This window comes from Phycicoccus sp. Soil802 (genome assembly GCF_001429605.1).
Taxonomy (GTDB): domain Bacteria; phylum Actinomycetota; class Actinomycetes; order Actinomycetales; family Dermatophilaceae; genus Pedococcus.
In genome coordinates this window covers 633,829-656,730 of sequence record NZ_LMSS01000002.1, presented here as the reverse complement: position 1 = coordinate 656,730, position 22,902 = coordinate 633,829, and the positions used below count along the sequence as shown (strand labels likewise).

Sequence of the window (22,902 nt, the reverse complement as noted above, 5' to 3'; positions counted from 1 at the left end):
CCTGGTTGCGGTCGTCACGGGGCACCCTCGCCGGCCGACCCATCGGCCGACCCGCCGGCCGACCCGTCGGCCGACTCGATGGCCTGGGCGACCCGCATCGCATCGAGGGTCGAGGGCACGTGGTGCACGCGCACGCCCCACGCTCCCAGACGGGCCGCGTGCATGGACGTGGCAGCGGTGACCACGTCGCGGTCGAGCGGAGGCCGCGGGTCGCCACCGGGCGCGACACCCACCCGGCCGAGGAAGGTCTTGCGCGACGTGCCGACGAGGAGGGGGTGGCCGAGCTCGAGCAGCCGGTCGAGACCGCGCAGCAGGGACCAGTTGTGGGCGGTCAGCTTGGCGAACCCGAACCCGGGGTCGAGCACGATCCGGCTGGGCTCCAGACCCGCTGCGACGAGCTCCCGCGCCCGCTCGGAGAGCTCGGACACCACGTCTGCGACCACGTCGTCATAGACCGCCTTGGACTGCATGTCGGCGCTGTGCCCCCGCCAGTGCATCGCGACGAACGGAGCACCGGCGCCTGCCACGACGCCGACCATGCCCTCGTCTGCGAGGCCACCGCTGACGTCGTTGACGATCGCGGCACCGGCCCGCAGGGCTTGCGCCGCAACCTCGGCGCGCATCGTGTCGACCGAGACGAGCGCACCTTCGTCGGCGAGCGCCGACACGACCGGCAGCACCCGACGGAGCTCCTCGGCCACCGTCGGTCGCTCGGCCCCGGGACGGGTCGACTCGCCGCCCACGTCGAGGATGTCTGCGCCCTGGGCCAGCAGCTCGCGGCCGTGCTCGATCGCCGCCGCGGGCTCGAACCACTGGCCGCCGTCGCTGAAGGAGTCGGGGGTCACGTTGACCACGCCCATGACGACCGGGAGCCCGTCGGCGCGGCGAAGGGGCCACTCGAAGGCGCTGGCACCCGGTGCGACGGTCACGCGCCACCCCCGAGGCGACCCAGCTTGGGCCAGGTCAGGAACGCCTCGGCCTCCAGCGCCGCCAGCCCGACCCGGGGCAGGTCGGACCCCGACGGGTAGACCAGGAACCGGGGCTGCCACTGCGGCTGGAACTTGGCGTTGAACCGGTAGAGGCTCTCGATCTGCAGCCACCGCGACGCGAAGAGCAGCACCCGCCGCCAGGCCTTGAGCACCGGCCCGGCACCGAGCTTGCCGCCGCGCTCGAGCACGGAGCGGAACGCCGCGAAGTTGAGCGAGACCCGCTGCACGCCGAGCCCCGGGGCCGCCGCGAGGGTCTCGGTGATCATCAGCTCGTTGACGCCTGCGTCGGCCGTCGCGTCGCGACGCATGACGTCGAGCGACATGCCGTCGGGGCCCCAGGGGACGAACTGCAGGAACGCGCGCACGACCCCATCCTGCCGTGCTGCCACGAAGACGCACTCGGGATCGCTCTCCTCGAGCAGCCGGCCGAGCGCCATCGAGAACCCACGCTCGGTGGCGCTGGACCGCCAGGCCGCCGCGTCGGCGAGGGCCTTGTCACGCACCTCGGCGGTGACGTCGCGGACGCGGCACACCTCCACGGCATACCCGGCCCGCGCGACGCGGCCGACCATCTGGCGCACGTTGCGCATGGGACGACCAGCGAGGGTGAAGGCGGAGGCGTCGACGACGGCCTCGTCGCCGAGCTCGAGGGCGGTGAAGCCGGTCTCGCGCACCCAGATGGTCCCGGCGTGCTCGGAGCAGCCGAGGACGGCGGGGGTCCAGGCGTGCGCGCGGGCCTCGGCCAGGAAGGCCTGGATCGCGCCCGGCCACGCCTCGGGGTCGCCGACGGGGTCGCCGCTGGCGAGCATCACGCCCGAGACGACGCGGTAGGCGACGGCCGACTTGCCCGACGCGGACCAGACCACCGACTTGTCGCGGCGGGTGTTGAAGTAGGCGAGCGAGTCGCCGTGCAACCCGACCAGCCGTCGCAGCGCCACCTCGTCGGCGTCGGTCAGCGAGGGCCTCGGCTCGGGCGGGCGCAGGGCGAGGTAGACGGGCGTCAGGAGCGTCATCAGCCCGAGCCCCAGCAGCAGGAACCCCACGATGTCTGCCGCCCGGTCCTGACTGAACTCGACCGGTCCGTCCAGGCCGACCATCCCGAGCCCGAGCTCCTGAACCAGGTCGCCCAGGCCCGGGAAGCCACCCACGAGGTCGCGGCGGTTGAGCCACAGCACGAAGCCGCCGATGACGACGGAGACGACCAGGAGCAGCACGAACGCCCGCACCGCCCGCCACCTCGTCGTCGGGTCGCCGAGCGCCCGGAACTCCGCCCGGTGCCGCACGAGCAGGCCCAGCCCCACCAGGGAGATGAGGGCCGAGGCCGGTTCGGTCTTGATGGCGTGCAGGACCACGGACAGGGTCAGCAGCGCGACCGCCGCCCGCCAGGCCCGCCGCTTGCGTCGCTTGAGCGAGTGGCCGAGCACGATGAGGAAGATGCCGGAGACGACGGTGGCCGCCGCTGCCGCGTCGGAGAGCGCGCCGGGCAGCACCTCGGTGAGCCCGTGCAGGTGCACCCGCCAGGAGTGCAGCAGGCCGGTCAGCAGGTCGAGGGTGCCGACGACATAGGTCAGGGTGCCGAGCAGCCGTGGCGCCCGCGAGGCCGTGAGTATGCCGGGGAGCTTGGGGGTGGTGGGGCGCGCGAGATCGCGTCCGGTCACCGCTTGCCACCCAGGAGCAGCGCCATCGCCTCGGCCCGGGTGGCTGCGTCCCGCAGCTGCCCGCGGACCGCCGACGTGATGGTGCGCGACCCGGGCTTGCGGATGCCGCGCATCGACATGCACAGGTGCTCGCACTCGACGATCACGATGACCCCTTGGGCGCCCAGGTGGGTGCACAGAGCGTCCGCGACCTGCGTCGTGAGCCGCTCCTGCACCTGGGGCCGACGGGCGTACATCTCCACGAGCCGGGCGATCTTGGACAGCCCGGTGACCCGGCCGTCCTTGGCGGGGATGTAGCCCACGTGGGCGACCCCGTGGAAGGGGACGAGGTGGTGCTCGCACATCGAGTAGACCTCGATGTCGCGCACCAGGATCATCTCCTCGTGGTCGATCTCGAACGTCTTGGAGAGGACCTCCGCCGCATCGAGGGACAACCCCGCGAAGAACTCGCCGTAGGCGCGGGCGACCCGGGCCGGCGTCTCGGTGAGCCCGTCACGGTCGGGGTCCTCACCGATGGCGATCAGCAGCTCACGCACCGCAGCCTCGGCACGGGCCTGGTCGACCACGTGCCTCCCGCGCTCAGTGGGCATTCGGATCGACCTGGCCACCCTCGGGGATCTCGATCACCTGGGTGGGCGGGTGCTCCTCCGGAGCCTTCATCGCACCCGCCTCGGCAGCCTTGTCGATCGCCTCGGCGGTGGCGCGGTCGGTGCCCGCGGCCTCCAGCGGCGCCGCTGAGCCGTTCTGCGCGGCCTTCTCCGCCGGCGTGAGCACGGGGGGCTGGTCGGACAGGAACCGGGTCTCGCTCGACAGCCAGGTCGGGCGGAGCGGCCGCTTGCGGATCGGGGCGAAGATCGTCGCGAGCTCCTTGGCGTTGAGGGTCTCGTGCTCGAGCAGGTCGAGGACGAGCTTGTCGAGGATGTCGCGGTTGTCGTTGATGACGTGCCACGCCTCGTCGTGCGCCGCGTCGATGAGCTTGCGCACCTCCTCGTCGACGACCCCGGCGACCTCCTCGGAGTAGTCGCGCTGGTGGCCCATGTCGCGGCCGAGGAACACCTCGCCCTGCGGCTGGCCCAGCTTGATCGCGCCGATCCGCTCGCTCATCCCGAACTCGGTGACCATCTTGCGGGCCATGCCGGTGGCCTTCTCGATGTCGTTGGAGGCACCGGTGGTGGGGTCGTGGAAGACGACCTCCTCCGCGACGCGCCCGCCCATGGCGTAGGACAGCTGGTCGAGGATCTCGTTGCGGGTCGTGGAGTACTTGTCGTCGGTCGGCATCACCATCGTGTAGCCGAGGGCCCGACCGCGGGGCAGGATCGTCACCTTCGTCACCGGGTCGAGGTGGTTCATCGCCGCGGCGACGATGGCGTGGCCGCCCTCGTGGTAGGCCGTGATCTTGCGCTCCTTGGCCGACATGATGCGGGTGCGCTTCTGCGGGCCGGCGATCACCCGGTCGATGGCCTCGTCGAGCGCGGCGTCGTCGATGAGCTTGCCGTCGCTGCGCGCAGTGAGCAGGGCCGCCTCGTTGAGGACGTTGGCCAGGTCGGCGCCGGTGAAGCCGGGCGTGCGGCGGGCGACGGCGAGCAGGTCGACACCGGTGGCCATCGGCTTGCCCTGCGAGTGCACCTCGAGGATCCGGTGGCGACCGATCATGTCGGGCGCCTCGACCGCGATCTGGCGGTCGAACCGGCCGGGGCGCAGCAGCGCCGGGTCGAGGATGTCGGGGCGGTTGGTCGCCGCGATGAGGATGACGTTGGTCTTGACGTCGAAGCCGTCCATCTCGACCAGCAGCTGGTTGAGGGTCTGCTCGCGCTCGTCGTGGCCACCGCCGAGACCCGCACCACGGTGCCGGCCGACGGCGTCGATCTCGTCGACGAAGACGATGGCGGGGGCGTTGGCCTTGGCCTGCTCGAACAGGTCACGCACCCGGGACGCACCCACGCCGACGAACATCTCGACGAAGTCCGAGCCGGAGATCGAGTAGAACGGCACGCCCGCCTCGCCGGCGACGGCGCGCGCGAGCAGGGTCTTGCCGGTGCCGGGAGGGCCGTAGAGCAGGACGCCCTTGGGGATCTTGGCGCCGACCGCCAGGAACTTGGCCGGCTCGGCCAGGAACTCCTTGATCTCGTGGAGCTCCTCGACGGCCTCGTCAGCGCCGGCGACGTCGGCGAAGGTGACCTTCGGGGTGTCCTTGGTGGCGAGCTTGGCCTTGGACTTGCCGAACTGCATGACGCGGGAGCCGCCGCCCTGCATCTGCGTCATGAGGAACCAGAACAGCCCCAGCAGGATGATGATCGGCAGGAGCGAGCCGAGCAGCGAGAGCAGCGGGTTGGTGTCCTTGTTGACCTGGTTGATGCGGCCGGGCGGGGTGTTGTCCTCGAGCAGCTTGATGAAGGTCGGACCGGCCGCCTCGACGTACTCCGTGCGCACCTTGGTGGCGTTCTTGACGTTCTTGCCGTCGGAGTAGGTCTCGCCCTTCTTCAGGTCGAGGTCGACGATCTCGTTGTTGGTGACGACCGCCCGCTCCACCTTCTTCTCGGCGATGAGCTGCTGCGCCGCGGAGGTGTCGATCCGCGTGTAGCCACCTGCGTCGCTCAGGCTGAAGACCATCAGCGTGATCGCGATGACGGCGATGACCCAGAACAGGGGTGCCCGAAGGATGCGCTTGAAATCCATGTGTGTAGCGGGGCTGGCCGCCCCGTTCCTCCTGCTCGCTCACGCTCTGTGCCGTGCCCGGCCTGGGCACGGCTCTGCCACGACGGTACTACGCGGTACCGGGGTGGTTCGTGCTGGACAACGACCCGGATGGGCCCGGTGTTCCGGCTACGCCTCAGGCGTAGACGTGGGGCGCGAGGGTCCCCACTTCGCGCAGGTTGCGGAACTTCTCCGCGTAGTCGAGGCCGTAGCCCACGACGAACTCGTTGGGGATGTCGAATCCGACCCATTTCACGTCGATCTCGACCTTGGCCGCCTCGGGCTTGCGCAGCAGGGTGCAGATCTCCACCGAGGCCGGGGAGCGCGACTCGAGGTTGGACTTGATCCACGACAGCGTGAGCCCGGAGTCGACGATGTCCTCGACGATCAGCACGTGCTTGCCGGTGATGTCGGTGTCGAGGTCCTTGAGGATGCGCACCACACCGGACGACTTGGTGCCGGAGCCGTAGGACGACACCGCCATCCAGTCGACGGGGGCCGTGCCGGGCAGCGCGCGCGACAGGTCGGCCATCACCATGACGGCGCCCTTGAGCACCCCCACCAGCAGGAGGTCCTTGCCGTCGTACTCCGCCCAGATCTCCGTGGCCAGCTCGTCGAGCCTGGCGAGGATCTCCTCCTCGGTGATGAGGACCTTCTCGAGATCGGCTCCCATGTGGGCAGCGTCCACGGCTCAAACTCCCTCAGTTGTCGGCTCGGGGTGCGGGGCTATTCAACCCGAGCGGGTGTGCCGATGGATACCCGGCCGTCCGAGCGGGTGGCCTGCAGTGGTCCCGGGAGGCTCACCGGGCCCTGTCCGTGCCAGTCCGTGAGCAGTGCGTCGCACGCCTCGGTATGCCGCGTGCTCACCTGTCCGGCCGGCGCTCCGGCGGCGACGACGAGCCGACGCCACACCCGGGTGCGCACGGGTCGGGCCAGCGCGAGCATCGCATCGACCGCCACCCACACCCCGGCACCCTCCGGCCGGTTCGATGTGAACCCGCCGGGGATCTCCGGCGAGTTCACATCGAACCGGGAGAGGGCCGCGTCGGCGAGCGCATCGAGGTGGTCGGCGTCCTCCCTCAGCTGGTCGGCAGTGCGGGCCAGCGCGGCGGCGACCCCCGGTCCGAGGTCGCGCTCGAGGTCGACCAGCGCCCGACGGGCCCGGACCCTGGTGAACGCGGGGTCGTCGTTCATCGGGTCGTCCCACCACGTCAGCCCCTCGGCCACGCAGGACGCCCTGGTCTGCTCCCTCGTCACGCCCAGGAGGGGACGTCGGAAGCGGCCGCGAGCCCGCGGCATACCGGCGAGGGAGCGGGCCCCGGAGCCACGGGCGAGGCCGAGGAGCACCTGCTCCGCCTGGTCGTCGAGGGTGTGGCCGAGCAGCACCAGCCGGGCCCCGTGCAGGTCCGCGGCAGCGGTGAGCGCTGCGTACCGGGCGTCGCGAGCGGCCGACTCGAGCCCGTCCGCACCGGCGTCGACCTCGACCCGGACGGTGCCCACCGGCGCCAGCCCCAGAGCCGAGCACTGCCCGCCGGCCCGCTCGGCCACGGCCGCGGAGCGAGGATCGAGGCCGTGGTCGACGACGACGGCACCGGCCCGGACGGCGAGCTTCGACGCCTCGAACGCCACGGCGGCCGCGAGCGCGAGTGAGTCCGCTCCCCCGCTGCAGGCCACCAGGGCGAGGTCGCCCGGGTCGCACTCGCCAAGGACCGCGCGGACGGTGAGCCGGATCGCCGCGGTCGCCGGGTGGGGACCGGTCACGGTCAGCCGTGGACCCGGGCGACCCAGGCCGACGGCGTCTCGATCTCGGTCGGCTTGGGCAGCGTCTCGGGCGACTCCCAGACCCGGTTGAAGCCGTCCATGCCGACCTGGTCGACCACCGAGCGGACGAAGACGGCGCCGTCGCGGTACTGCCGCATCTTGGCCTCGAGGCCGAGCAGTCGGCGCAGCACCCGGTCGAACGCACCCACACCCTTGCGGCGCTCGTTGAAGCGGCTGCGGATCTGCGCGACGGAGGGGATCACCTGCGGCCCGACCTCGTCCATGACGACGTCGGCGTGACCCTCCAGCAGGGACATGACGGCGGTGACCTCGGCGAGCTGGGCGCGCTGCTCGGGCGTCGCGATCAGGTCGGTGAGTCCCGCACCGCCACTCCTGAGCGACTCCGGCAGCTGCTTGCCGAGTCGCGACAGGGTCTCCTGCAGCGACTCGGCGTCGGGCACCATGTCGGACGCCAGCGTGCGCACCCGGTCGATCATGTGGTCGCGCAGCCACGGCACGGCAGTGAACTGCACGCGGTGGGTCTCCTCGTGCATGCAGACCCAGAGGCGGAAGTCGGCCGGGTCGACCTTGAGCTCGCGCTCGACCTGGACCAGGTTGGGGGCGACCAGCATGAGCTGGGGTGTGCCGCCGGGGGCGAGGTCGTACTGACCGAGGACCTTGCTGGACATGAACGCCAGCAATGCCCCCGCCTCGCCGCCGGTGACCTTGCCGCCGATCGCCTGCACGGTCTGGTTGGGCACGGACTTCTGCGCGTCGACGAGCTTGCCGAACACCGGGTCCATCAGCGCCGACATCGAGTCGGCGTTGAGCGAGATCCAGGTGCGGCGGTCGACGACCACGGGACCCGGGGCATCTCCGGGCGCGTGCAGCCGGGCGGTCTCGGCGACCGGCTGCTGCGCGGCCAGCGCCGCTGCGCGCACCGAGGCGACGACCTCGGCGGCCTCCGCCCCGGTCACCTTCGGTCCGGCCGGGACGAGCCGGGCGCCGGTGGACTTGGCGAACTGCCAGTCGACATAGCGGGTGACGTGCGGTGCTGCGGCGTCGGACACGGTCATCCCCTCACGGTAGGTCAGGGACACCCGCAGGTCGCGAGCACCGCCACGAAGCGGTCCAACGCGGCCCGTGCGTCGAGGGTTCCGGCGCCTCCCGGGAGTCCGTCGGCCAGCACGACGTAGGACAGCACCCGGCCGTCGGCATCCATCACCGTGCCGGCCATCGCACTGGTCCCGGTGAGGGTGCCGGTCTTGGCCCGGGCGAGCCCGGCCACGGCGTGGGTGTTCTTCGTCTGGAACCGGGTGGCGAGCGTGCCGGTCAGCCCCGCCACCGGGAGCCTCGAGAGCGTGTCCTGCAGCGCGGGCACCGAGCCGTCGGCCCCCAGCTGGAGCACGTCGGACAGCACCTGGGGCGGGATCGCCTGACCCGCGGTCAGCCCGCTGGTGTCCTTGAGCCGCACCCCGGTGAGGTCCACACCCTGGGCCTGGACCGCCTTCCGCACGAAGGCGACCGCCGCGGCGAACGTGGCCGCGCTCCCCTCCTTCACCGCGGCCTGGCGGGCCAGGCCCTCGGTGAGCGCGTTGTCGCTCTCGTCGAGAGCCAGCGCGAGCAGGTCACCCACGGGCGCGGACTCCACCCGCCCCAGCTCGGCGGCGCCGGCCGGCACGGGCGTCGACCAGGTGCTCTCGCGGGTCAGCGTCGCGCTGATGCCGACCTTGCCGAGCGCGGCCACGAACGCCGCACCGGTGACCGCCTCCGGGTCCCGCGGCGCCGGACGGTAGGGAATCGCCCGCTGGCCGGCGAGGCCGAGCATGGACACGCCACCGGTGAAGCCGGCGTTGACGTCGGCCTGGCTCCAGCCGGGCGCCCAGCGGGCTCCCTTGGCGTAGGTGGTGTCCAGCCGCAGCGTGACCTTGGTCGTGCCGGAGGCCTGCAGGGCGGCTCCGACCTGGGCGGCGAGGTCGCCGAGCCCGGCCCGTCCCTCGACGGCAGTGGGTGAGCCCTTGCCCCTGGCCAGCATCGTGTCGCCGCCGGCGACCAGGACCACCTCGCCGGGCTGGGTCCCCTGGACCACCCTGGTGGGGAGGGTCGACAGCGGGTCGAGCGTGGTCCCGACCGCCAGCGCGGTGAGCAGCTTGGCGGTCGAGGCTGGCACCCGCGGGGTGGTGGCGGCCTTGGTGAACAAGGTCTGACCGGTGAAGGCGTCGCGGACGACGACTCCGGGCCCGGGACGCAGTGCCGGGTCGGCGACCACCGGCGCGAGGACCGTCGCCAGCCCGGCGGGGGTGGGGATGGGGGCGCTGGCCGAGGCGGGCTGGAGCGGCTGGGCAGCGGGGTCGACGGTGGGGACCGCCACGGTGGTGGGCGTCGCGGTGCCGGTCGGCGTGGGTGTGGTGGCAGCCGCCTGCGGCTGCGCCCTGGTGAGGATCCCCGGGACGACGTCGAAGACGTCCAACGCGGCGTACGCGACGGCGAGGAGGACGACGGCCAGCAGGGCGGCCAGGAATCGACGCACTCGACCCCCTCAGCGCTGGACTTGCGTCATACGGAACACTTAGCCGCGAGCCTAGGTCATCAGGCACGCGCACCAAGCCCAGGCATCGCACTACGGAAGGGACATCGTCGTGGAGTTCGACGTCACCATCGAGATCCCGAAGGGTCATCGCAACAAGTACGAGGTGGACCACGAGACCGGCCGCATCCGGCTGGACCGCCTGCTGTTCACCTCCACCCGCTACCCCGCCGACTACGGCTACGTCGAGGACAGCCTCGGCGAGGACAGCGACCCGCTCGACGCCCTGGTGCTCCTGGAGGAGCCCACCTTCCCCGGCTGCCTGGTGCGGGTCCGCCCGATCGGGATGTTCCACATGCGCGACGAGGCCGGCGGCGACGACAAGATCCTCTGCGTGCCGGCCGGTGACCCGCGTCAGGCCCACCTCGTCGACCTCGAGCAGGTGAGCAGCTTCGACCGGCTCGAGATCCAGCACTTCTTCGAGACGTACAAGGACCTCGAGCCCGGCAAGTCCGTCGAGGGCGCCCACTGGGCGGGCCGCGAGGAGGCCGAGCGCGTGGTGCGCGAGGCGATCCAGCGCGCCAAGGAGGCCGGCATGACGACCGCTCGCTGGCGCATGCCCGACGTCTCCGCGGAGCCGATGTCCGAGGCCAAGCCCCCCACCGACTGACCCTTCGCGCTGCGGCGCGCACGCGGCATACCCGAGCCCCCAGACGACCTCGCGTCGACCTGGGGGTTCGGTGCGTTGCTCAGGTCAAAGTCATTGCTACACCACGAGTTTCGTGACGAGCTCACCCTCGCAGAGAGCCGCCCGCGTAACGCGGCGAGCACGACGCGCGTCTTCATGGTGATGTTCCCCCGGTGCCGCAGGCACACCGTCACCAGACAGCGCCCCACGTGGGCTGAAGGAGACCGCCATGTCCACTCGCAGGGCAGTCCTCAGGCGGATGGGCGTCGGCGCCCTCGTCACGACCGGCGTCACGCTCGCAGGGGCCTCGCCGTCGGGCGCAGCAGTCGCGTCCGCCGGCGACGAGATCCTCCTCGACTCCTATGCGGGCACCGACGACCAGAAGCTCACGGCCACCCTCGCCGCCGCCAAGGCCTCCACCCCACGCAGGCCTATCCGGCTCGCGGCGCGGAGCCACACCTTCAGCCTGACCCGCACGACCTTCAGCGGCCTGCGGATCCTGGGGCCCAACATCGGCTGGCAGAACCCCGAGATCGGCGGGAGCAACGGCGCCCTGCCGCAGTGCACCGTCACCCTCAACTGTGGCTCCGGCGCCAGCGCGTGGCTCGTGGGGACCGCGACCACCTACGACGTCACGGTCGCCGGGATCTGCTTCCTGTCCTCCAACGGGGTCACGCAGTTCTACCACCACCCCTTCAGCGCGGGGACGTCCTACGCGACGCGCCTCGACACGCTCACCTTCTTCGGCTTCAAGCACGTCCTCGGCACCCCAGCCGACCCGTTCTCGGCGACCCTCAACACGTGGGCCGGCGACTGGACCCTCGTCGGCGTGCAGGACACCCAGTTCTCCCTGCGCGGCTCGGACAACTGGTTCGTCCCGTCGTCGATGAACTACGGCTGGGCCGGAGCCAACGGCGGCAAGTACCTCATGCGCTTCTCCAACGTGGCCAAGTCCAGCGTCAAGCACCTCTACCTGACGGCGCGAGGGGGATCCCGCGGGGTCCTCGTCGAGGGGACGGCGTCGCAACAGGGCGGGCTCGCGTTCTCCGATTGCGTGATCGAGGGCCAGAACGCCGGCGACCCGGCCATGGGCGCGCTGATCGTCGTCAAGGGTGGGGGCGTGTCGTTCACGAACACCCGCCTCAACTTCGGGATGGCACGCCCCAGCGACTTCACCGACCAGCAGGACACCGCCCTGGTCATGGTCACGGGCGGGGTGTGCCTGCTCACCCACACCTGGGTCAACCGGGCCACCGCCACGGCCGAGTCGGTCCCCGTCGTGGCGGTGTCCGGCGGCCAGGCGCACGTCTCGACCCTGATGGGCATGGGCGGCAACTGGACCGGCAAGCCGAAGACGACGCGGACCGGTGGGGTTCTCGTGGCTGACTCGACGGTCACCGCGGCCTGAAGCCTGCACGTCCCCTAGGGGCGGCCGCCGTAGGGCACCAGGTCCGAGCGGTAGATCGAGGCGTAGCGGACGTTGGCGCCGGTGTAGGGCGCCTCGATCATCTGGCCACTGCCGACGTAGAGGCCGACGTGGTGGCTGTCAGCACCCGAGCTGCCGTAGAAGACGAGGTCGCCGGGTCGCAGGTCGCTGATCGCGACGCGGGCGGTCTCACCCCACTGGGCACCGGTGTAGTGCGACAGGTTCACCCCGGCCCGCTGCCAGGCGCGCATCGTGAGGCCGGAGCAGTCGAAGCTGTTCGGGCCGTCGCCGCCCCACTGGTAGGGCTTGCCGATCTGGGCGCGGGCGTACGCGAGGACCGCGGACACACCACCGTTGGTCGAGGGCGGCGGGGGCGGCGGGTTCTCCGGCTGGGGCTGGGGACGCGGCTTGTTCTGCGAGGCGGCCGCCTCGGCAGCCTCGGCAGCGGCCTTCTGGCGCGCCGCCTCCTCCGCCGCGCGGGCGGCCGCGGCGCGGGCGGCGCGCTTGGCGGCGGCAGTCTTGGCGGCCTGTGCGCGCTCGGCGGCGAGCCGGGCCTGCCGGGCGGCCTCGGCGGCGGCAGCGCGCGCCGCAGCGGCGGCGGCCAGCCCGTCCTGGCGCTGCCGCTCCAGGGTGACCGACGTCTTGCGGAGGGTGGCCAGCTGCGCGGTGAGCGAGCTCTGCTGCTTCTGGATCTGGGCTGCTGCTGACTTCGCCTCGTCGGCCTGCGACTGGGCGGCGTTGCGGGCCGCCTCCGCGGCCTGGGCGGCCTTGGCCTGCGCGGCCTCGGCCTGCGCGGCCTGCTGACGCATCGTGTCGGCCACGATCGAGGCGGCGTCGGCCTTCTGGAGGCTCTGCGCGCGGGCGTCGCTCACGGCCTCCAGGGCGGTGGCGCGGTCCATCAGGTCCTGCGGACCGGTGCTCGACAGGTAGGCCTCGAGCTCACCGAGGTTGCCGCCCTGCTGGTAGACGCTGGCGGCGTAGCGGCGCACCTGCAGGCCGGCCGAGTCCGCGACGTCCTGGGCCTGGGCCGCGCGCTTCTTGGCGGCGGTCGTCTCGGCCGAGCGCTGGTCGAGCTCGTAGCGGGCCCCGTTGTAGGCCTCCGCGGCCGCTGCGGCCCGGTCCTGCACCTGGGCGAGCCGGGCGCTGGCGGCCACGTACTGCGCGTCGAGGCTGGCGATCCGGCCGCTCGTGGTCGCGACCGCGGTCTTGGCCCGGTCCACCTGGGACTTCGACGGGTACACCGGGTCAGCAGCTGCCGAGAGCGAGAGGGACACCGCGAGGACGCCGACCATCGACAGCGTCGCGCCGGTGCGCAACGCGCGGCGTGCGGGGAGGGCCTTCGGCACTGGGGGATGCCTCTCGAGTGGGTGTCCGGGGTGAGTAGGTGACAGCCGGACGAGACTAGAGCCGCCGTTTCACTCAAAACCCTTTGGTCACACAAATCCCACGCCTTACAGGCCGTTCCGGGAAATGACATCCTTGTGATTACCGGAGTTACACCAATGTCTTTCAGCAGGTAACGACGCTGCTTCGATCAGGTGTCCAGCAATGGTCTCGAATCGGTAACGAAATCGGCGTTTTCGCAGGTGAGAGCACCTGAGGAGCAGGTTTGGCCGATTCCGCCCAGTCGTCGGTTTGACCCGGTTTCCGGCTCGGTGGAGGTGCCTCGGCGACGAATTCCCGGCGGGTGCCCCTCGACCCGGCGCGGGAGCCGGCGTCAGGGGGTGATGGACTCGCCCGAGCGAAGCGCCTCGTAGGCCTCCGGATCGCTCTCGCGCAGCCCCCGCCGGGTCTTGCGCCGGTAACGCAGGATCTGCACGACGCCGGCCCCCCAGACGAGGTACTGGACCGACATCGCAGCCCGGAAGGTGTCCACGTCGTAGGTGCTCGGACCGCCCGGCGCGACCCGGTCGAGGATGATGCCGATCAGCGTCACGGTGGACAGCGAGGCCAGGAAGCCGCCGACGTTGACGATGCCGGTGGCGCTCCCGAGCCGGGTCGGGGGGTTGAAGGTCCTGGCCAGGTCGAAGCCGACCAGCGAACCCGGGCCCCCGACCGCCGTGATGACGACGAGCACCACCAGCAGCGGCAGCGGCGCCCGCCCCGGCCACAGCAGCACCACCGCCCAGACCGACATGATGGCGAAGACGATGCCGAGGATGAGGGTCGAGCGCGAGAACGGGTACTTCGTCACGAACCCACCGATCAGTGGGCTCGACACCACCGTCGTCACCGTCATCAGCATCAGCAAGGTGCCGGCAGTGGATGGCGAAAGTCCTTGTCCCGCAACGAGGAACGGATAGCCCCACAGCAGGGCGAACACCGTCGCACCGAACTGCGCGGAGAAGTGCGACCAGAGGCCGAGCCTGGTGCCGGGCGTGCGCCAGGCGGCCCGGACGCTCCGGGCCAGGGCCCGGACCTTGATCTGGTCGAGCTCGTGGTCGGGGTTCGGGGAGTCCCGCACGACGACCAGGACGATCGCGGCGAGGGCGACTCCGAACAGGGCGGCTCCCCGGTAGGACGGCGTCCAGCCCCAGGTGTGCAGCGCGTAGACCAGCGGCGTGGCCGCGACCAGGGCACCCAGCTGGCCGAGGAGGCCGGTCAGCTGGGACACCATCGGGATGCGTAGCGGCGGGAACCACAGGGCCACGATCCGCAGCAGCGGGATGAAGATCATGGCGTCGCCGATCCCGACGAAGACCCGCGCCAGGATGCCGATGGCGAACGAGTCGGCATACGCGAACCCCAGCTGGGCCACCGTCATCAGGGTGACGCCGCACAGCAGCAGCCGTTTGGACCCGAAGCGGTCGAGCAACGCCCCCACCGGGATCTGCATGGCGGCGTAGACGAGCAGCTGCACCATGGTGAACACCGACAGCTGGGTGGCCGCGATGTCGAACCGTTCGCTCGCGAGCAGGCCGGCCACGCCGAGCGAGCTGCGGTGGAACACCGCCAGCACGTAGACCGACACCGACGCGGCATAGACGATCCAGGCCCGCCGACCACCGAGGGGGAACTGGGGGGCGGGCTTGGTCACGCCCCATTGTCCCGCACCCCCACGTCCGGTCCCGCCGGGGTGAGCGCCGGGTAGGTTCGCGGGGTGCAGGAGTTCACCCGAGACGGCCTGGTCTTCGACGTCAGCGACAGCGACGCAGACCGCGACCGGGGCGACCCCTCGTCAGAGCTGGTGCTGCTCCTGCACGGCTGGCCGCAGGACCGCCACACGTGGTCGCAGGTGACTCCAGCGCTCGTCGAGGCCGGCCTGCGGGTCGTGGCGTTCGACCAGCGCGGCTACTCCCCCCGCGCGCGACCTCGTGGACGCCGGGCCTACCGGATGGAGGAGCTGGTCGCCGACGTCCTCGCCCTGCTCGACGAGCTCGGGACCGCGCGGGTCCACCTGGTCGGCCATGACTGGGGTGGCTCGGTCGCGTGGGCCTTCGCCGAGCGTCACCCCGAGCGGCTGCGCAGCCTGACCGTGCTGTCCACCCCGCACCACCACGCCATCGCCTGGGCGATGCGTCATGGCGACCAGGCGCGGCGCAGCTGGTACCTCGCCGCGTTCCAGCTCCCCACCATCCCCGAGCTGGTCCTGCGGCGCCGGCTGGTGCCGGCCTTGCGCCGCTCCGGCCTGCCCGAGCACCACGTGCAGAGGTATGCCGCGCGCTTCCGTGAGCCGGGCGCGGCCAGTGGCGGCCTGGCTTGGTATCGAGCAATTCCCTTGCGGCGCAAGGGTTCCCGTGATTCCATCGCACGCCGGATATCCACCCCCACCGCGTACGTCTGGGGTCGGGACGACCCCGCGCTCGGGCGGGCGGCCGCCGAGCGGACCCGTGCCCACGTCGCGGCCGACTACACCTTCACCGAGCTCGACGCGGGTCACTGGATCCCCGAGACCCACCCCGGCGAGGTCGCGGCTGCGATCCTCGAGCGGCGACGCACCCTCCCGCAGTAGATTCTCGCCAGGAGGTGGGTGATGACCGCTGGCACGGGCCTGGCGCAGGTGGCCCAGTACGCGCAGGACCTCGACCGGGCGGCAGCCTTCTACGAACGCCTGCTCGGCGCACCACCGCTGGCCCGCTTCGACCCGCCAGGGCTGCTGTTCTTCGCCCTCGGCGGCGGCACCAGGCTCCTGCTCGAGGAGGGTGCCAGCTCCGCGCTGCTCTACCTGAAGGTGGACGACGTCCCCACCCGCATCGAGGAGCTCCGGGCTGAGGGCGTGGTCGTCGAGGCCGAACCGCACATCATCTTCAGCCACACCGACGACAGCCTGGGACCGGCGGGACACGATGAGTGGATGGCGTTCATCCGGGACAGCGAGGACAACCTCGTCGGGCTCGTGAGCCACGCCCCGAGGGCAGAGAGCTGACCGCAGCGGCACCCCTCCCCGACCACGCGCTGGTCGTGCTGGTCGGGCCCAGCGGTTCGGGCAAGTCGACCTGGGCGGCGCAGCACTACCGGCAGCAGGAGGTGGTGTCGTCAGACGCCCTGCGGGCGGTGGTCGGCAGTGGCGAGTTCGACCTCGACGCCTCGGCCGACGCCTTCGCCCTGCTCCACCAGATCGTGGCCGGCCGGGCCCGGCGTGGTCTCACCGTGGTGGTCGACACCCTCGGCCTCGACCCGGACCTGCGCGACCGGCTGCGCGAGCAAGGGCGAATCGCCGGGCTGCCCTGCGTCGCAGTGCTCTTCGAGACACCGGAGTCCGTATCCCGCCAACGCAACGCCACCCGCGACCGTCCGGTGCCGGCGAGGGTCCTGGCCCAGCAGCACGCCGCCTTCGCACGGGCCCGCGAGGCAGTCGCCGACGAAGGCTGGGACGAGGTGCGTGTCGTCGTGGACTCCCCTGCTCCGGCTCAGGGCGCTGACGTCGTGGACGGTCCGGTACCGCGCCCGGCGAGCGAGGCTCACGGCGTTCGACAGCAGGCCTGGCCGGAGGTCGTGCTCCAGGTGTCCCGGTTCCCCTGGGGTGCCGATCCGGCCGGCTGGCTGCGCTCGATCGCAGTCGCCGCGGACGAGCACGGCTTCGCCGGGATCGCGCTGATGGACCACCTGATCCAGATCCCCCAGGTGGACCGCGCGTGGGAGCCGATCCCCGAACCCTGGGTGACGCTGGGGATGCTCGCCGGGCTCGACACCCGCCTGCGGCTCGGGACCCTGGTCTCGCCGGTGACCTTCCGTGCGCCGGGGATCATTGCGAAAACCGTTGCCACCCTTGATGTGCTGTCGGGTGGACGGGCCTTCGTCGGGCTCGGCGCGGGGTGGTGGGAGCGGGAGCACCAGGCGTTCGGCCTCCCCTTCCCGCCCGCCGCCGAACGGCTCGACCTGCTGGAGTCGTGCATCGAGACGCTCCACGCGTTGTGGGACAAGGGCACCAAGGCGTATGCCGGGACGCGCGTCACCCTGCCCGAGACCACGGCATACCCGCGGCCCGTGGGGCGACCACAGGTGATCGTGGGCGGCTCCGGGGAGCGGCGCACGCTGCGGATCGCGGCCGCGCAGGCGGACGCGTGCAACCTCCCCAGCAACGAGGACGTGCTCGCCCACAAGCTGGCCGTGCTGCGGGCGCACTGCGCGGAGGTCGGCCGCGACCCCGCGGAGGTGGCCGTGACCGTGCTCGACCTCCCCGTCGTGGGGACCGACCGCGACGACACCTGGCGCAGGGTCGAACGGTTGCGGGGCCGGACCGCAGCAGCAGCGTTCGCCAGGCGTCACCACGCCGGCGAGGCGAGGAGCCACCGCGACCGGTACCGCCGCCTCGCCGACGAGTTCGGGATCAAGACGGTGTTCGTCGGGCTGCCCGACCTGGCAGGCCCGGACGACGTCGCCCGCCTCGCGCCAGTGCTCGACCCGGGCTGACCGCTCCCACCCACGACGGAGCCCGGCAGCCCCATGGGCGGCCGGGCTCTGTCGATGGTGTGGGGTCAGGCCGAGGCCTTCACCCCGGTGAGCTGGGTCAGGGCGAACTCCGTGATCCGCACCAGCGCCTGCTTGGCGGACTCGCGGTCACGGGCGTCGACCTCGATGACGGGGATGTGCGACGGGATGGCCAGTGCCTCCCTGATGTCGTCGGGGCCGAACTCCTGCGAGCCGTCGAACTGGTTGAGCGCGACGATGAACGGCAGGCCCTTGGCCTCGAAGTAGTCGACGGCGGCGAAGCTGTCGTCGAGGCGACGGACGTCGACCAGCACGACGGCACCGATGGCACCCTTCACCAGGTCGTCCCACATGAACCAGAAACGACGCTGGCCGGGGGTGCCGAAGAGGTAGAGCACGAGGTTCTCGGCCAGGGTGATGCGGCCGAAGTCCATCGCCACCGTGGTGGTGTGCTTCTGCTGCACCTTGGAGATGTCGTCCTGGCCCTCGGACTCGTTCGTGACGAGAGCCTCGGTGCGCAGGGGGTCGATCTCGGAGACGGCACCAACGAAGGTGGTCTTGCCGACGCCGAAGCCGCCGGCCACGACAATCTTCGTCGAGGCGCTGCTGCGGTTAGAGGGCGCGTAGTCCACTGAGTGTCCTTTCAATCAGTTCACGTCGTTCGTCGGATGTCGTGTTTTCGGAGATGGTCGTGCGGGTCTTCAGGTGACCCGCGGTGACCAGGTCACCCAGGAGAACCCGAGCGACGCCGAGCGGGATGTGCAGCTTTGCCGAGACCTCGGCCACCGACTCGGTCGCCGCGCAGAGCTCGATGATCCGGCCGGAGAGGTCGCCCTCGGGCCAGGTCGTGGAGCGGCCGGACGGCAGCACCTCGAACGTGGCCTCGATGGGGAGGTCGACCACGGACTCGGTCCGTCCTGACGTCAGCGCGTAGGGCCGGACCAGGCGGGGGCCTGCCGACACGTCGCGTCCGTCTGGCGCCATGGGACTAGCCCGTCATGGGGGTCCGGGCAGACGCGTCGATCATCTTGCCGACGCGGTCAACCAGAACCGCCATCTCGTAGCCGACCTGACCGATGTCAGAGTCGGTGCTGGTGAGTGCTGCCAGGTGCGAGCCGTCTCCGACACTCATGAGGAGCAGGTAACCCAGCTCCATCTCGATGACGGACTGGAGGACCGTGCCACCCTGGAACAGGCGAGCCGCACCAGAGGCGAGGCTGGCCATGCCCGAGGCCACGGCTGCCATCTGCTCGGCCCGATCCACGGGGAGCTGCTCGCTGGCGGCCATGGGAAGCCCGTCGGCCGAGACCAGGATGGCGTGTGACACGCCAGGGGTCTCCGTCGCGAACTTGGCCACGAGCCAGTCGTACTCGCCCTTGGGCTGGGCCATGGCGTCAGTGGTGAACATCGGCTTCCTCTCGGTGTGTTCCATCTTGTGCCTCGGTGCGAGCGGAGCTCACACCGTTCTTGTGGCGGTTGAGGTTGCGGCGGATCGCTTCGGGATCGCGTCGCGATGCTGCGGGGGCAGCGGGCTTCTCGTCGGCCTCGTCGACCGCACCGGGGATCAGGTAGTTCCCGGGGCGTCGCTTGGGGAGACCGGCTGCTGACTCTTCCAGGGGTTGGGTCTCCTCGATCCGTGCTGCGGCAGACCAGGCCTGGTCCGCCTCGTTGGTGGACCACGACGTCGCCGCGGCTGCCGAATCGCTGTCATCCGTCAGCCAGCGGGACATCATCGCCCGGAAGATGGGGGTGTCGTTGAGGTTGCCGCTGGGCGCCTCCGCCAGCTCGGCCTCCGGGTCGACGTCGGCCTCGGCCTCGGCCACGACCGGCACGACCTGCTCCGGCTCCGACTGCTCGGCCTCGAAGGGCTCGGGCTCGACGTGCTCGGCCTCGACCTGCTCCGGCTCGACGTGCTCGGCCTCGACGGCGACGTGGACCTCGGCGGGCTCCTCGGCGGGCTCCTCGGCGACCTGCTCGGTGACCTCGGCGGCGGGCGCCACGGTCTCCTGCTCGACTGCCGCGGTCTCCTCGGCGACCTCGGCCGACTCGATGACCTCGGCGACCTCGGCCGACTCGTTGACCTCGGCGACCTCGGCGACGGGCGCCTCGTCGACCAGGACCTCGACTGCCGGCTCCTCGACCACCGGGGTGGCCTCGACAGCCGCCACGTCGCGGGCCCGGCGAGCGCCGAAGAACGACGTGTTGTGGGCTCGCACCCGCGGGCGGGAGCTGGGGGCCTCGGTCTCCTGCAGGCCAGCGGTCGCGGAGGCAGTCGCCCCCGGGATGCGGGTCGGGAGGTGACCGGCCTCGGTGACGGGCGCCTCGAGGACCTCGGTGCTGTCGGCCGGTGCCGCGACCTCGGTCTCGACGGTGTCCACCGCAGCGTCCGCCACGACGGCCTCGGCGGCGACCTCGGGGGTGGCTTCCGCGGCGTCGGCCTCGGCCTCGGCCACCCACTCGGCGGGCACGTGGATCTCGGTGCCGGAGTCGGGCGTGGCGTCGGTCGCGTCCGTGGAGTCGGTGCTGCCGCTGGTCGCGGGGGCCTCGGTCGGGGCGTCGGCACCGAGCTCGCGAGCCTTGGAGGCCTCGACGATCTTGGCGCGGTGCTCCAGCCAGGCGGACAGGTTCGACGGCATCTGGCGGGGCTCGTTGGCCTCGGCCTCGGCCTCGAGGCGGGCCGCCTCGGCTGCCGCCTTGGCGCGACCCGGGAGCCAGCTGAGCCGGCCACCCCTGGCTGCGGGGAGGTCTGCCTTCCCGGCGCCCTTGTCGGGAGTCGCGTCCTGCTGCTCCGTGGACGGGGCGTCCTCGAACTCGCGGTACTCGGTGATCCCGGTGGCGCGCGGCGTGCGGACCGGCAGGCCGGCCGCAGAGCGCTGCGGCTCGGTGGCCTCAGCCTCCGGCGCGTCAGTCTTCGCGTCAGCCTTCGCGTCAACCGCGTCGACCTGCGGCTCCACCGGAGCGTCTGCCTTCGGGTCACCCGTGGCCTCCGCCTTCGCGTCGACCGTGGCGGCCTCGTCCTCGACGTCCTTGGCCGCTGCGTCCTTGGCCCCGACGGCGGCCGGCGCCTCCGCGGGGGCGGAGCCGTTGACCGGGGCGTCGGAGACCTGGTCGGCCTTGGCCGCGTGGCCGTTGACCGGCTGGGTCTCGGCGTGGCCGTTGGTGGCTGCCTTCTCCTCAGCGGCCTCGGAGCCCTCGATGACGGGCTTCGCCGGCGGCGCCTGGATGGCGTTCGCGGCCGTGGGGCCGTGCGCACCGGGCGTCCGGGTTGGCAGCTTCTTGGCGGCGTCGGCCACGGGGCTGGGCGTGGCGCCACTGGCTCCGCGGACCCGGGTGGGCAGGCCGGCCTTGGTGGTGCCACCGACGGCGGACGTCGGCGTCGTGGGGGCGGGAGCAGCCTCCGCGGGAGCGGCAGCGGCAGCCGGACGGACCGGACGCTCGCCCTTGGCGCTGTCGGCCAGCAGGCCGGCTGGCAGGTGGATCGACACGGTGACGCCCTGCTTGTCGTCGCCGTTGCGACGCAGGCGGACGGCGATGCCGTGCCGCTTGGCGAGGCTTCCCACCACGAACAGACCCATGCGGCGCGCGGTGTCGGCGGTGATGTCGCCGCCGTGCGCGAGCTGGTCGTTGAGGGTCGCGAGGTCCTTGGGCGGCATACCGAGGCCACGGTCGGCGACCTCGATGAGGAGCCCGCCTTCGGGCGTACGGGCACCACGGATGGCCACGCGGGAGGTGGGCGGGGAGTAGGACAGGGCGTTGTCGACGATCTCCGCGACCAGGTGGATGAGGTCGGAGCCCACAGCGCCGAGCACGTGGTCGTTCGAGGTGTCGCCGATGTCGATGCGCTCGTAGTTCTCGACCTCGGACACGGCCGCACGGACGGCGTCGGAGACCGAGACCGAGCCGGACATGCCACGACGGGTCGAGGTGCCGGCGAGCACCAGCAGCGAGTCGCTGTTCCGGCGCATACGGGCGGCGAGGTGGTCGAGGCGGAAGAGGCTCTGGAGGCGCTTCGGGTCTTCCTCGTCGCTCTCCAGGCGCTCGATCAGGCTGAGCTGCTGGTCGATGAGGGAGGTGCTGCGGCGTGACAGGGTCTCGAACATGTGGCCGACCTGGACCCGGAGGCGGGCCTGGTCACCAGCCAGCGTGCGGGCCTGGGTGTGGAGGTCGTCCACGGCGCGGGCGAGCTGGCCCATCTCCTCGGTCGTGTGGACCGGGATCGGGACGAACTCGGGGAGCTCCTCACCATCACGCATCGCGGCAACGGCCTCGGGGAGGCGAATGTTCGCCACGTCGAGGGCGCCCTGACGCACGGCGCGGATGGGGATGAGCAGGGAGCGGATGAGGGCGACGACCAGGCCGAGGGCGGCGGCGAGCGCGAGGACCACGATCGCGGCGTTGAGGATTGCCTCGGCGCGGTGCTGGGCGGCGCGGTCACGGAGGTTGGCCTCCAGGGCCTGCAGCTGGCCGTCCATCAGCGTGGCGTAACCGGCGTTGCTCGACTCGATCACGATGCCGAGGCCAGCGATCTGGGCCTTGTCCGGGGGCTGCTGCTGGAGCGTGTAGTTGCGGCGGCCGTTCTCGTTGAGGAGCTGGCGGGCCTGGCTGACCTGGTTGGCCGGCGCGGTCGAGAGGAGTCGCGTGAGGGCGGCGGTCTCGGCTCCGACCTGACCGATCGCGCGCAGGTTGGCGGACGCGTCGTCGGTGTTGGAGAGGTTGAGCTGCTCACCGGTCATGGCGCGCTGGGCGGCGATGGAGTCCTGGAGGGCGACGACGATCTTGGCCGAGGCCGAGTCGTCGCTCAGGCCCAGGTCGCTCACGGCCGAGGACATGAGGGTCGCGATGTTGCCGGACTTGTCGATGACGATGTCGGAGAAGGGGCTCTGGGTCTTCGCGGTGCGGACCGCCTGGCCGAGGGCGAGGGCGCTCTGGCCGCTGGCCTTCACGGACTCGGGGACGCCTTCGGCCTTGAGGGCGATGCGGAGGTCGGCCGCCGCGGACTCGTACTTGGTGATCGCCGCGATGACACCGCCACCGCCGACGCTCTCCGCGGCGGCGAGCCGCTGGACAGCGAGGTTGTAGTCGACGACGGGGCGGATGACCAGAACCGTGTCGGCAGCCTGGGTGAGCTGGCGGGAGGAGTCGAAGTCGTTCTTGACGCGCAGGCCACCGAACACGAAGGCGAGGACCACGGGCAGGACGATCGCGGCTGCAAGCTTTCGACGCAGGGGCCAGTGACCGAACGACCAGCGTTGGGGGACACGGCCAGCCGCCGACTGCAGTCTGGACAC

At 71.7% G+C, this 22,902-nt stretch carries 19 protein-coding genes; 5 read left to right on the top strand and 14 right to left on the bottom strand.

Going from position 1 to position 22,902, the window contains the following annotated elements:
• Positions 1 to 14: 14 nt before the first annotated feature.
• From folP to ASG91_RS06455, 8 genes are all read right to left on the bottom strand, one after another.
• Positions 15 to 860, bottom strand: coding sequence for a dihydropteroate synthase (folP, locus tag ASG91_RS06490; RefSeq protein WP_056921843.1), 846 nt, complete (start codon positions 858 to 860; stop codon positions 15 to 17).
• Between the two features lie 65 nt (positions 861 to 925).
• Positions 926 to 2,647, bottom strand: coding sequence for a phosphatidylglycerol lysyltransferase domain-containing protein (locus tag ASG91_RS06485; RefSeq protein WP_056921752.1), 1,722 nt, complete (start codon positions 2,645 to 2,647; stop codon positions 926 to 928).
• Positions 2,644 to 3,237 (bottom strand): GTP cyclohydrolase I FolE, encoded by a 594-nt coding sequence (gene folE / locus ASG91_RS06480; protein ID WP_056921751.1) that lies wholly within the window; start codon positions 3,235 to 3,237, stop codon positions 2,644 to 2,646. Before folE ends, ASG91_RS06485 begins: the two co-directional genes overlap by 4 nt.
• Entirely contained in the window at positions 3,227 to 5,323 is a 2,097-nt protein-coding gene (ftsH, locus tag ASG91_RS06475; protein ID WP_056921750.1) for an ATP-dependent zinc metalloprotease FtsH, read from the bottom strand. Before ftsH ends, folE begins: the two co-directional genes overlap by 11 nt.
• Before the next feature lie 154 nt (positions 5,324 to 5,477).
• Complete coding sequence (gene hpt / locus ASG91_RS06470) at positions 5,478 to 6,014, bottom strand: hypoxanthine phosphoribosyltransferase (RefSeq protein ID WP_369820398.1); 537 nt, start codon at positions 6,012 to 6,014, stop codon at positions 5,478 to 5,480.
• A gap of 53 nt (positions 6,015 to 6,067) precedes the next feature.
• Positions 6,068 to 7,102: a tRNA lysidine(34) synthetase TilS gene (tilS, locus tag ASG91_RS06465; RefSeq protein ID WP_056921748.1), complete on the bottom strand. Its 1,035-nt coding sequence runs from the start codon at positions 7,100 to 7,102 to the stop codon at positions 6,068 to 6,070.
• 2 nt (positions 7,103 to 7,104) lie between these two features.
• Positions 7,105 to 8,178, bottom strand: a complete 1,074-nt coding sequence (locus tag ASG91_RS06460; protein WP_056921842.1) for a zinc-dependent metalloprotease — start codon at positions 8,176 to 8,178, stop codon at positions 7,105 to 7,107.
• Positions 8,179 to 8,192: 14 nt separating this feature from the next.
• The gene (locus ASG91_RS06455; protein WP_056921747.1) at positions 8,193 to 9,632 is read right to left on the bottom strand and encodes a D-alanyl-D-alanine carboxypeptidase/D-alanyl-D-alanine-endopeptidase; all 1,440 of its coding nucleotides are present in this window, start codon (positions 9,630 to 9,632) and stop codon (positions 8,193 to 8,195) included.
• A 109-nt stretch (positions 9,633 to 9,741) separates the two neighbouring features.
• Between ASG91_RS06455 and ASG91_RS06450 the strand changes: the two genes are divergently transcribed.
• Together ASG91_RS06450 and ASG91_RS06445 are read left to right on the top strand one after the other, a co-directional pair.
• Positions 9,742 to 10,299 carry an inorganic diphosphatase gene (locus ASG91_RS06450; RefSeq protein ID WP_056921746.1) on the top strand — a complete coding sequence of 186 codons (558 nt, stop codon included), beginning with the start codon at positions 9,742 to 9,744 and terminating at the stop codon, positions 10,297 to 10,299.
• Positions 10,300 to 10,546: 247 nt separating this feature from the next.
• Positions 10,547 to 11,725 carry a hypothetical protein gene (locus ASG91_RS06445; protein WP_157606131.1) on the top strand — a complete coding sequence of 393 codons (1,179 nt, stop codon included), beginning with the start codon at positions 10,547 to 10,549 and terminating at the stop codon, positions 11,723 to 11,725.
• 14 nt (positions 11,726 to 11,739) lie between these two features.
• On the opposite strand, the gene ASG91_RS06440 is transcribed toward ASG91_RS06445, so the two are convergent.
• Together ASG91_RS06440 and ASG91_RS06435 are read right to left on the bottom strand one after the other, a co-directional pair.
• On the bottom strand, positions 11,740 to 13,089 hold the full coding sequence (locus ASG91_RS06440) for an NlpC/P60 family protein (protein WP_056921744.1): 1,350 nt from the start codon (positions 13,087 to 13,089) through the stop codon (positions 11,740 to 11,742).
• Between the two features lie 371 nt (positions 13,090 to 13,460).
• Positions 13,461 to 14,780 carry a nitrate/nitrite transporter gene (locus ASG91_RS06435; RefSeq protein ID WP_056921743.1) on the bottom strand — a complete coding sequence of 440 codons (1,320 nt, stop codon included), beginning with the start codon at positions 14,778 to 14,780 and terminating at the stop codon, positions 13,461 to 13,463.
• Between the two features lie 63 nt (positions 14,781 to 14,843).
• Here ASG91_RS06435 and ASG91_RS06430 point away from each other — a divergent pair, with 63 nt between their 5' ends.
• The 3 genes from ASG91_RS06430 to ASG91_RS06420 are packed head-to-tail and all read left to right on the top strand — an operon-like array spanning position 14,844 to position 17,596.
• Positions 14,844 to 15,695 carry an alpha/beta fold hydrolase gene (locus tag ASG91_RS06430; RefSeq protein ID WP_056921742.1) on the top strand — a complete coding sequence of 284 codons (852 nt, stop codon included), beginning with the start codon at positions 14,844 to 14,846 and terminating at the stop codon, positions 15,693 to 15,695.
• A 21-nt stretch (positions 15,696 to 15,716) separates the two neighbouring features.
• Positions 15,717 to 16,109 (top strand): VOC family protein, encoded by a 393-nt coding sequence (locus tag ASG91_RS06425; RefSeq protein WP_056921741.1) that lies wholly within the window; start codon positions 15,717 to 15,719, stop codon positions 16,107 to 16,109.
• 35 nt (positions 16,110 to 16,144) lie between these two features.
• Complete coding sequence (locus ASG91_RS06420) at positions 16,145 to 17,596, top strand: LLM class flavin-dependent oxidoreductase (RefSeq protein ID WP_235545447.1); 1,452 nt, start codon at positions 16,145 to 16,147, stop codon at positions 17,594 to 17,596.
• Positions 17,597 to 17,661: 65 nt separating this feature from the next.
• Here the strand turns inward: ASG91_RS06420 and ASG91_RS06415 are convergent, their stop codons facing one another.
• The 4 genes from ASG91_RS06415 to ASG91_RS06400 are packed head-to-tail and all read right to left on the bottom strand — an operon-like array spanning position 17,662 to position 22,902.
• A complete protein-coding gene (locus tag ASG91_RS06415) occupies positions 17,662 to 18,246 on the bottom strand; it encodes an ATP/GTP-binding protein (protein WP_056921740.1) in 585 nt (194 codons plus the stop codon).
• Positions 18,227 to 18,598, bottom strand: a complete 372-nt coding sequence (locus tag ASG91_RS06410; RefSeq protein WP_056921739.1) for a DUF742 domain-containing protein — start codon at positions 18,596 to 18,598, stop codon at positions 18,227 to 18,229. Before ASG91_RS06410 ends, ASG91_RS06415 begins: the two co-directional genes overlap by 20 nt.
• Before the next feature lie 4 nt (positions 18,599 to 18,602).
• Complete coding sequence (locus ASG91_RS06405) at positions 18,603 to 19,004, bottom strand: roadblock/LC7 domain-containing protein (RefSeq protein WP_056921840.1); 402 nt, start codon at positions 19,002 to 19,004, stop codon at positions 18,603 to 18,605.
• Between the two features lie 4 nt (positions 19,005 to 19,008).
• The gene (locus tag ASG91_RS06400; RefSeq protein WP_157606127.1) at positions 19,009 to 22,902 is read right to left on the bottom strand and encodes an ATP-binding protein; all 3,894 of its coding nucleotides are present in this window, start codon (positions 22,900 to 22,902) and stop codon (positions 19,009 to 19,011) included.